General features: G+C 62.1%; 11 protein-coding genes. All 11 read left to right on the top strand.

Annotated features, from left to right (window positions below; genetic code table 11):
• Positions 1–873, top strand: an 873-nt coding sequence (gene secY / locus QZ638_RS09070) for a preprotein translocase subunit SecY (protein WP_295809136.1), incomplete at its 5' end; no start/stop codon positions are given.
• Positions 870–1,520, top strand: a complete 651-nt coding sequence (locus QZ638_RS09065; RefSeq protein ID WP_295809134.1) for an adenylate kinase — start codon at positions 870–872, stop codon at positions 1,518–1,520. The genes secY and QZ638_RS09065, both read left to right, overlap by 4 nt.
• A 134-nt stretch (positions 1,521–1,654) precedes the next feature.
• A complete protein-coding gene (rpsM, locus tag QZ638_RS09060) occupies positions 1,655–2,032 on the top strand; it encodes a 30S ribosomal protein S13 (protein ID WP_295809132.1) in 378 nt (125 codons plus the stop codon).
• 44 nt (positions 2,033–2,076) lie between these two features.
• Positions 2,077–2,466, top strand: a complete 390-nt coding sequence (rpsK, locus tag QZ638_RS09055) for a 30S ribosomal protein S11 (RefSeq protein ID WP_193368096.1) — start codon at positions 2,077–2,079, stop codon at positions 2,464–2,466.
• A gap of 201 nt (positions 2,467–2,667) precedes the next feature.
• Positions 2,668–3,684 (top strand): DNA-directed RNA polymerase subunit alpha, encoded by a 1,017-nt coding sequence (locus QZ638_RS09050; RefSeq protein ID WP_295809128.1) that lies wholly within the window; start codon positions 2,668–2,670, stop codon positions 3,682–3,684.
• Positions 3,685–3,734: 50 nt separating this feature from the next.
• A complete protein-coding gene (rplQ, locus tag QZ638_RS09045; RefSeq protein ID WP_295809126.1) occupies positions 3,735–4,166 on the top strand; it encodes a 50S ribosomal protein L17 in 432 nt (143 codons plus the stop codon).
• Between the two features lie 175 nt (positions 4,167–4,341).
• The gene (locus tag QZ638_RS09040; protein ID WP_295809124.1) at positions 4,342–5,841 is read left to right on the top strand and encodes a DegQ family serine endoprotease; all 1,500 of its coding nucleotides are present in this window, start codon (positions 4,342–4,344) and stop codon (positions 5,839–5,841) included.
• A gap of 31 nt (positions 5,842–5,872) precedes the next feature.
• Positions 5,873–7,186, top strand: coding sequence for a replication-associated recombination protein A (locus tag QZ638_RS09035; protein WP_295809122.1), 1,314 nt, complete (start codon positions 5,873–5,875; stop codon positions 7,184–7,186).
• Between the two features lie 46 nt (positions 7,187–7,232).
• Complete coding sequence (gene crcB, locus QZ638_RS09030; protein WP_295809120.1) at positions 7,233–7,610, top strand: fluoride efflux transporter CrcB; 378 nt, start codon at positions 7,233–7,235, stop codon at positions 7,608–7,610.
• 27 nt (positions 7,611–7,637) lie between these two features.
• Positions 7,638–8,624 carry an RluA family pseudouridine synthase gene (locus QZ638_RS09025; protein ID WP_295809117.1) on the top strand — a complete coding sequence of 329 codons (987 nt, stop codon included), beginning with the start codon at positions 7,638–7,640 and terminating at the stop codon, positions 8,622–8,624.
• Positions 8,621–8,854: a hypothetical protein gene (locus QZ638_RS09020; RefSeq protein ID WP_295809115.1), complete on the top strand. Its 234-nt coding sequence runs from the start codon at positions 8,621–8,623 to the stop codon at positions 8,852–8,854. The genes QZ638_RS09025 and QZ638_RS09020 overlap by 4 nt, the downstream gene beginning before the upstream one ends.
• Positions 8,855–8,859: the final 5 nt, after the last annotated feature.

Genomic DNA, 8,859 nt, shown 5'->3' with positions numbered 1-8,859 from the left:
TGGTTCTTCCGCGTGTCCTGCGTCATCACGCTGGTCGGCGGCACGATGTTCCTGATGTGGCTGGGCGAGCAGATCACCCAGCGCGGCATCGGCAACGGCATTTCGCTGATCATCTTCGCGGGCATCGTCGCCAACCTGCCCCTGGCCCTGGCGGAAATCCTGGAGCTGGGGCGCACCGGCGTGCTCGGCCCGCTGCTCATCGTTGCCCTGCTGCTCGGCGCCATCGCCGTGGTGGCCTTCATCGTTTTCATCGAGCGGGCCCAGCGGCGCATCGTGGTGCAGTACCCGAAGCGCCAGGTCGGCAACAAGATGTTCGGCGGCGAGGCCTCGCACCTGCCGATGAAGCTCAACCCCTCGGGCGTGATTCCGGTGATTTTCGCCTCCTCGCTGCTGCTGCTGCCGGCCACGGCGGCCGGCTTCACCGGCGGCGGCGGTCCGGACTGGCTGAGCTGGGTGACGATCTACCTGGCCCATGGCGAGCCGGCCTATATGGCGCTCTACGCCGCCATGATCATCTTTTTCGCGTTCTTCTACACCGGCATCGTCTTCAATCCGGACGACACGGCGGACAACCTGAAGAAGCACGGCGGCTTCATCCCGGGCATCCGTCCCGGCAAGAACACGGCCGACTACCTGCGCCGCATCCTGACGCGCCTGGGCACCGTGGGTGCCATCTACCTGGCGGCGGTGGCGCTGCTGCCCGAGGCCCTGCGCGCCCAATACCCCGAGCTTCCCTTCTATTTCGGCGGCACCTCGCTGCTGATCGTGGTCACCGTGACCATGGACACCGTCGGGCAGATCCACGCGCATCTGCTCGCGCACCAGTACGAAGGACTCATCAAGAAGTCCAAGCTCAAGGGACGCCGTGGATGAACGTCATTCTGTTGGGACCGCCGGGGGCGGGAAAGGGAACCCAGGCCAAGCGGCTGGAAAAGCGCCATAAGCTGGTGCAGCTCTCGACCGGCGACATGCTGCGCGCCGCCGTGGCCTCGGGCAGTGAGCTGGGCCAGAAGGCCAAGGCCCTGATGGATGCCGGCCACCTGGTGCCGGACGACCTGATGATCGCCATGATCTCCGATCGGATCGATCAGCCGGACTGCGCCGGCGGCTTCATTCTGGACGGCTTTCCGCGCACCACGGCCCAGGCCGAGGCGCTGGACAGCATGCTGGCCGAGAAGGGCCTGAAGCTGCACTCGGTCATCGAGATGAAGGTTAACGACGACATCCTGGTGGGCCGCATCACCGGGCGCTTCACCTGCGCCAAGTGCGGCGCCGGTTACCACGACAGCTTCCAGAAGCCCAAGGAACCCGGGGTCTGCGACAACTGCGGCGGGACCGAGTTCAAGCGCCGGGCCGACGACAACGAGGCCACGGTGCGCACCCGCCTGGAGGCCTATCACGCCCAGACCGCCCCGATTCTGCCCTATTACAGTGACAAGGGCGTCCTGAAGGCGGTCGACGGCATGGCCGGCATCGACGAGGTGACCGACCAGATCGAAGATGTTTTGGGGGCGGCATGACGGTTGACTCGCCGCTTTCTCTTAATATAATCCAGCGTTTCCGGCGCTCCCCGCGACCGGACGATTCTGCTTGTCTAGACATGGTTTTCGGGCCGAAAGCGGCCCGAGTCCGCGGCGTTTAAGGAGTTCGCGAAGTGGCACGTATTGCTGGCGTCAACATTCCGACGCAGAAACGGGTCGAGATTGCCCTGACCTACATCCACGGCATCGGCCGGACGATGGCGACCAAGATCTGCCAGGATGTCGGGATCCCGCGCGAGCGTCGGGTCAATGAATTGACCGACGACGAGGTGGCGCGCGTGCGCGAAACCATCGACCGCGACTACGTGGTCGAGGGCGACCTGCGCCGTGAAGTGGCGATGAACATCAAGCGTCTGATGGACCTCGGCTGCTACCGCGGCCTGCGGCACCGCAAGGGCCTGCCGGTGCGCGGCCAGCGCACCAGCACCAACGCGCGGACCCGCAAGGGCCCGGCGAAGCCGATCGCGGGCAAGAAGAAAGCCGCCAGGTAACGACGCCAGTAACGATTTAGCACCAGGAAACGGGCACCAAGGCTATGGCCAAACCTCAAGCGCGTCTGCGCCGCCGCGAAAAGAAGAACATCAGCTCCGGCATTGCGCATGTGAACGCCACTTTCAACAACACCATGATCACGATCACCGACGTGCAGGGGAACACCATCTCCTGGTCTTCCGCCGGTGGTCAGGGCTTCAAGGGCTCGCGCAAGTCGACCCCCTATGCCGCGCAGATCGCGGCGGAGGATGCCGGCAAGAAGGCGCAGGAGCACGGCATGCGCACGCTTGAAGTCAACGTGAAGGGCCCGGGCTCGGGCCGTGAATCGGCGCTGCGTGCCCTGCAGGCGGTCGGCTTCACCATCACCGCGATCCGTGATGTGACGCCGATCCCGCACAACGGGTGCCGCCCGCCGAAGCGCCGCCGCGTCTAAGACGCGGCCCCTCCTGGGCGCGGGTGCCCGGGATCCGCTCCGGTGACGGGGGCGGTGCCGGCAGGCAGCCGGGAAGACAACCGGACACGATGAGGGGTGATGGCGGAAGGCTGCCGGCCATCTTGCCCCTGAGAGTCGACGGAGACGCCGTCGCCGCCGGATGTGAAAACGCAACAGCCAAGAAGTCGTGAGGGCACGAGCGTGCTGCAAAAGAACTGGACCGAACTGATCAAGCCGACGAAGCTGGACATCCAGCCTGGACCGGACGCGCACCGCGTCGCCAAGGTCGTCGCCGAGCCGCTGGAGCGCGGTTTCGGCCTGACGCTGGGCAACGCCCTGCGCCGCGTGTTGCTGTCGTCGCTGCAGGGCGCGGCGGTGACCTCCATCCAGGTCGATGGCGTCCTGCACGAGTTCTCCTCCATTCCGGGCGTCCGTGAGGACGTGACCGACGTGGTCCTGAACGTGAAGGCCATCGCTCTCCGCATGGGCGGCGAGGGGCCGAAGCGCATGCGCCTGCGCGCCGAGGGCCCGGGCGAAGTGACTGCCGGCCAGATCGAGACCGGCCACGACATCGAGATCATGAACCCGAACCTGGTGCTCTGCACCCTGGACGACGGCGCCAGCATCGACATGGAGCTGACCGTCGACACCGGGAAGGGCTACGTTGCGGCCAGCCAGAACCGTCCCGAGGACGCGCCGATCGGCCTGGTGCCGGTCGACTCGATCTTCTCGCCGGTGCGCAAGGTCTCCTACAAGGTGGAGAACACCCGTGTCGGCCAGGTCACCGACTACGACAAGCTCACCATGGAGCTGGAGACCAACGGCGCGGTGACGCCGGAGGACGCGGTCGCCCTGGCGGCGCGCATCCTGCAGGACCAGCTGCAGCTCTTCATCAACTTCGAGGAGCCGCAGGCGCGCCACGAGGAAGAGGCCGCCGCCGAGCCGCCGTTCAACCGCAACCTGCTGCGCAAGGTCGACGAGCTGGAGCTGTCGGTCCGTTCGGCGAACTGCCTGAAGAACGACAACATCGTCTACATCGGCGACCTGGTGCAGAAGTCGGAAGCGGAAATGCTGCGCACCCCGAACTTTGGCCGCAAGTCGCTCAACGAGATCAAGGAAGTGCTGGCCTCGATGGGGCTCCACCTCGGCATGGAAGTCGAGGATTGGCCGCCGGAAAACATCGAAGAACTCGCCAAGCGTTACGAAGACCAATACTAGGCCCGCAAAGCCCGCCATGATCGGGCGACGGGGATTGAAGGAGAAAGGCCATGCGTCATGGAAAATCCGGCCGCAAGCTGAACAGAACGGCAAGCCACCGCAAGGCGCTCTTTGCCAACATGGCGGCTTCGCTGATCGAACACGAACAGATCGTCACCACCCTCCCGAAGGCGAAGGAGCTTCGCCCGATCGTGGAGAAACTGGTGACGCTCGGCAAGCGTGGCGACCTGCACGCCCGTCGCCAGGCTGTGTCGGCCATCCGCGACGAGAGCCTGGTTAAGCGCCTGTTCGACACGCTCGCTCCGCGTTATGCAGAGCGCAACGGCGGCTACACTCGCATCATGAAGGCGGGCTTCCGCCACGGCGACAATGCGCCGATGGCTGTCATCGAGTTCGTCGACCGCGATCTCGAGGCGAAGGGCGCTGCCGACCGTGCGCGTCTTGAAGCCGAAGGTGGGAATGAAGAGGCGGAGGCCGCGTAAGTCGCTGGTCTTCGGCAATCTTGAAAAAGGGGCTTTACGGCCCCTTTTTTATTGCGCGAAATTGGCGTACCTCGAGCCTCCGCCTCGCAATATGCACAATGCTCTGAGTGAATGGATTCCGGTCGAATCTTGGACCATTATTTTCCCGAAATGGATAAAGGCCAGGCATATGCGGATGCGTTCTGATTTCTTACGGGTCGTTATTCTCGTTGTTACAGTTGGGATGATCGCTACGGGGGGCGCGCTTGCCCAAGGCGACGGCGAAGGGGGCCTGCGCGAATTCCTCTCCGGTCTGTTGAAGAGCGATGATGACGCATCCACTCGGCTCGAGGCACCGCGAAATGAAAACACTCAACGCCGTGTGCCTTTCGGTCGAGACGAAATCCAACTCTCCTTTGCGCCGCTCGTCGGTGAAACCTCGCCCGCAGTGGTCAATGTGTACGCTTCTTCGACCGTGGAAGTGCGCTCGCCCTTCATGGGCGATCCCTTCTTTGAGCAGTTTTTCGGCCGACCGCAAATGCCGCCGCGTGTTCGCTCCTCGCTCGGGTCCGGCGTCTTGGTTGATCCGAGCGGTGTTATCGTGACCAACAATCACGTCATCAGCGATGCCGACAAGGTGAAGGTGGCGCTCGCCGATGGTCGAGAGTTCGAGAGCGAAATTCTGCTGAAGGACAAGGCCCTCGATCTGGCGGTTCTGAAGATTTCTGATGATGAAACGTTCCCGGCCGTGCCGCTGGGCGATTCCGACTCTCTTGAAGTGGGCGATCTGGTCCTCGCCATTGGAAATCCCTTCGGCGTCGGGCAAACGACCACGAGCGGCATCGTCTCAGCGCTTGCGCGCAGCCATGTGGGCGTGTCCGATTTCGGTTTCTTTATTCAGACGGATGCAGCCATCAATCCCGGCAATTCGGGAGGGGCATTGATCGACATGCGCGGGCAGGTGATTGGGATCAACACAGCCATAGTCAGCCGCAGCGGTGGCTCCATCGGCATCGGGTTCGCCATTCCCGCCAATATGGTTCGCGCGGTTGTGAATGCCGCACTGCAGGGAGCGGATACGTTCGAACGTCCCTTCTTCGGTGCGTCTTTCGATCCGGTGACGGCTCAAATCGCCGAAGCCCTCGGTATGGAACGCCCCGTCGGAGCCCTGGTGCGTGAGGTCGCGCCGGACAGTCCCGCGGAGACGGCGGGTTTGCGTCCGGGCGATGTGGTGGTTGCCATGGACGGTGCAGACATACAGCATCCAGACGCGCTCGAGTATCGTCTCGTCACGCATCCGCTCGAGGACAAGGGCGTAATCGGCGTTCTTCGTGACGGCGAGACGTTGGAATTCACTTTTCAACTCGAGCGCCTTTCCGATGGCGGGGACCCGGAAACCGTGACACTCGACGGACGCGGCCCCTTTGCAGGAGCCTCGATTGCCACACTGACTCCTCGTCTGGCACAGCGTCTGAAATTGCCTTTGAATAAGCAGGGCGTCGTCGTTCTTGATGTCGACAGGCGCTCGCCGGCGGCGAGTGTAGGCCTTCGTGCAGGCGATATCATTCGCGAGGTCAACGGCATCGACATCGAGGATGCTGACACCATGCAGGTCGTGGCGCGTGATACGGGGCGCCGCTGGGCCTTTGCCATTGAGCGCGATGGCCGCATACTGCGACAGAGACTACGTTTTTGATGCCAGCGAATGCATCTTTGATGAATGACCCATGAGTGACCTTTTCACCAGTACCGACGATGCTCAACCCGCCGTAAACCGGCCTCTTGCCGACCGCCTGCGGCCAATGAAGCTGGAAGATGTGGTCGGACAGGAACATCTGACCGGACCCGACGGTGTGCTCACCCGCATGATCGCGGGCCGCTCTTTGGGTTCGTTGATTTTCTGGGGGCCACCGGGAACGGGCAAAACAACGGTTGCCCGTCTGCTTGCCGGGGAAACGGATCTGGCTTTTGAACAGATATCGGCGATTTTTTCTGGCGTTGCCGATCTGAAGAAGGTTTTCGAGGCCGCGAGATTGCGCCGCAGCCAGGGCAGGCAGACGCTTCTTTTCGTAGATGAGATTCATCGTTTCAACAGATCACAGCAGGATTCCTTTCTGCCGGTGATGGAGGACGGCACCGTTGTGCTTGTCGGAGCGACGACGGAGAATCCGTCCTTCGAACTGAACGCTGCTCTTCTGTCACGGGCACGTGTGTTGAACTTCAACACACTCGGCGCGGAGAGCTTGCTGCGGCTTTTGGAGCGGGCGGAAGCGCTGGAAGACAAAAAGCTACCTTTGGATGAGGAAGCGCGAGCTGTTCTGGTGCGTATGGCCGACGGGGACGGACGGGCCTCGCTGACGCTTGCCGAAGAGGTCTGGCGCGCTGCCCGCGAGGGGGAAGTGTTCGATGCCGAGGGGCTGCAGCGTGTCGCACAGAGGCGTGCGCCGGTCTATGACAAGAGTCAGGATGGTCATTACAATCTGATCTCGGCGCTGCACAAATCCGTACGCGGGTCCGATCCCGATGCGGCACTCTACTATCTTTGCCGAATGTTCGATGCAGGCGAGCATCCGCTATATGTCGGTCGCCGACTGGTGCGCATGGCGGTTGAGGATATCGGTCTGGCCGATCCGCAGGCGCTCGGAATCGCCAATGCCGCCAAGGACGCTTATGAATATCTGGGCTCCCCGGAAGGCGAGCTAGCGCTCGCGCAAGCGTGCGTTTACCTGGCCACTGCTCCCAAGTCCAATGGTGTCTATACCGCCTTCAAGCAGGCGTTTGCGGATGCCAAGGCGCATGGTTCGCTTCTACCGCCCAAACACATTCTCAACGCGCCGACCAAGCTGATGAAGGAAACGGGTTATGGCGAAGGCTACGCCTACGACCATGACGCGCCGGATGCGTTTTCCGGACAGAACTATTTTCCTGAACGAATGGGGCGAAAACGCTATTACGATCCGCCTGAGCGCGGTTTCGAGCGTGAGATCCGCAAGCGTCTCGACTACTGGGCGCGGCTGCGCAAGGAGCGAGGTGAGCCATGATGTCGGCGATTGTTGATTTTTGCGCAGCTTCTGCGAAAAGGGCGCCATGAGTCATCTGCTGATCGTTGCCGTCGGCGGGGCAATCGGCGCAAGTCTGAGACACCTGACCGGCCTGGCCGCCATGCGCCTCATGGGCGTTGGCTTTCCGTGGGGAACGCTGATCGTGAATCTCCTCGGCTCGTTTGTGATGGGGGCATTTGTTGAGTGGCTGGCACGGCGCGTCGGTCTCTCGCCGGAATGGCGACTGTTCATGGCGACGGGACTGCTCGGCGGGTTCACGACTTTTTCCGCATTTTCGCTCGATGTTGCGGTTTTGTGGGAACGGGGCGACGGGCTTTTGGCGGCATCCTATGTGCTTGTCAGCGTGTTTGGTGCGATTGCTGCGCTTTTTGCCGGCTTGTGGCTGGTTCGGCACTTCGCCTGAGGCGATGTTTATCAATGGATAGGTGAAATGGCCGGCGTTCAGCAGATCGAGGTCGATAAGGACGAGAGCGGCATGCGGCTGGACCGTTGGTTCAAGACGCATTTTCCGGGCCTCGGTTTCGGGCATTTGCAGAAGCTTTTGCGCTCCGGGCAGATACGAGTAAGCGGCAGTCGCGCCAAGGCGGATACGCGGCTCGAGCCGGGGCAGGTGGTGCGCGTGCCTCCGCTCGATGTCGACCGCAAGGGTGACGGCCAGACCACGGCGTACAGTCTGCGCAACACCGGCGATGCCGAAGCTTTGTCGCAAATGCTGCTTTATGAAGACCCGAAGGTCTATGTCTTCAACAAGCCGGCCGGCCTTGCTGTGCAGGGCGGCTCCGGTGTGAACCGTCATGTTGACGGCATGCTGGAAGCTCTGCGCAATAAGAAGGGCGAGAAGCCGCGGCTGGTGCATCGTCTCGACCGGGATACATCCGGCGTTCTGGTGGTTGCACGCACGCGTCAGGCGGCCATGCGGCTTGCGGAGGCGTTTCGCGCGCGCGACACCAAGAAAACCTACTGGGCTTTGGTCAAGGGAGTGCCCAAGAAGGCGGAAGCGCGCATCTCAACGTGGCTTGCCAAGGAGCAGACGCCCGATGGCGACCGCATGCGTGTGGTCAAACATGGCGAGCCGGATTCCGATCACGCCGTCTCCAATTACCGTCTGGTGGAACAGGCTGGCACGGCGCTTTCCTGGCTGGAGATGGAGCCTTATACGGGCCGTACGCACCAACTTCGCGTTCACGCAGCGCACATTGGTTGTCCCATCATCGGCGATCCAAAATATTTCGAGGCAGATCAAAATTGGGAGTTTCCCGGCGGCATTCAGAAGCGCCTTCACCTGCATGCGCGCCATATCGTCATCCCGCACCCGAATGGTGGCAAGATCGATGTAACGGCACCGCTGCCGCCGCATATGCGCCAGAGCTGGAATCTTCTCGGTTTTGACGAGGCTTCGGCGGAGGACCTTGAATGACCACGGTTACAGCCTCGGCTTCAGACCGGCATCACGCCATGGACGCGTTTGTGGCGACCGTCATGCTGGGATTTACCCTGTCTTGGAGTGTTCATCAGGTGGCGATGAAACTGGCTGATGTTGGCTTCAATCCGATGTTTTCCGTGTTTCACGCTCGGCGGTGGCGACATTGCTCGTCTTTTTGTGGTGTCGCCGCGTCGTTAGCCAAATCGCAAACACACACTATATGAAGACC

Source organism: uncultured Nitratireductor sp., from assembly GCF_913053745.1.
Taxonomy (GTDB): domain Bacteria; phylum Pseudomonadota; class Alphaproteobacteria; order Rhizobiales; family Rhizobiaceae; genus Nitratireductor.
Note: the sequence above shows the minus strand (reverse complement) of the source record. Positions and strands in the feature narration are given on the sequence as shown.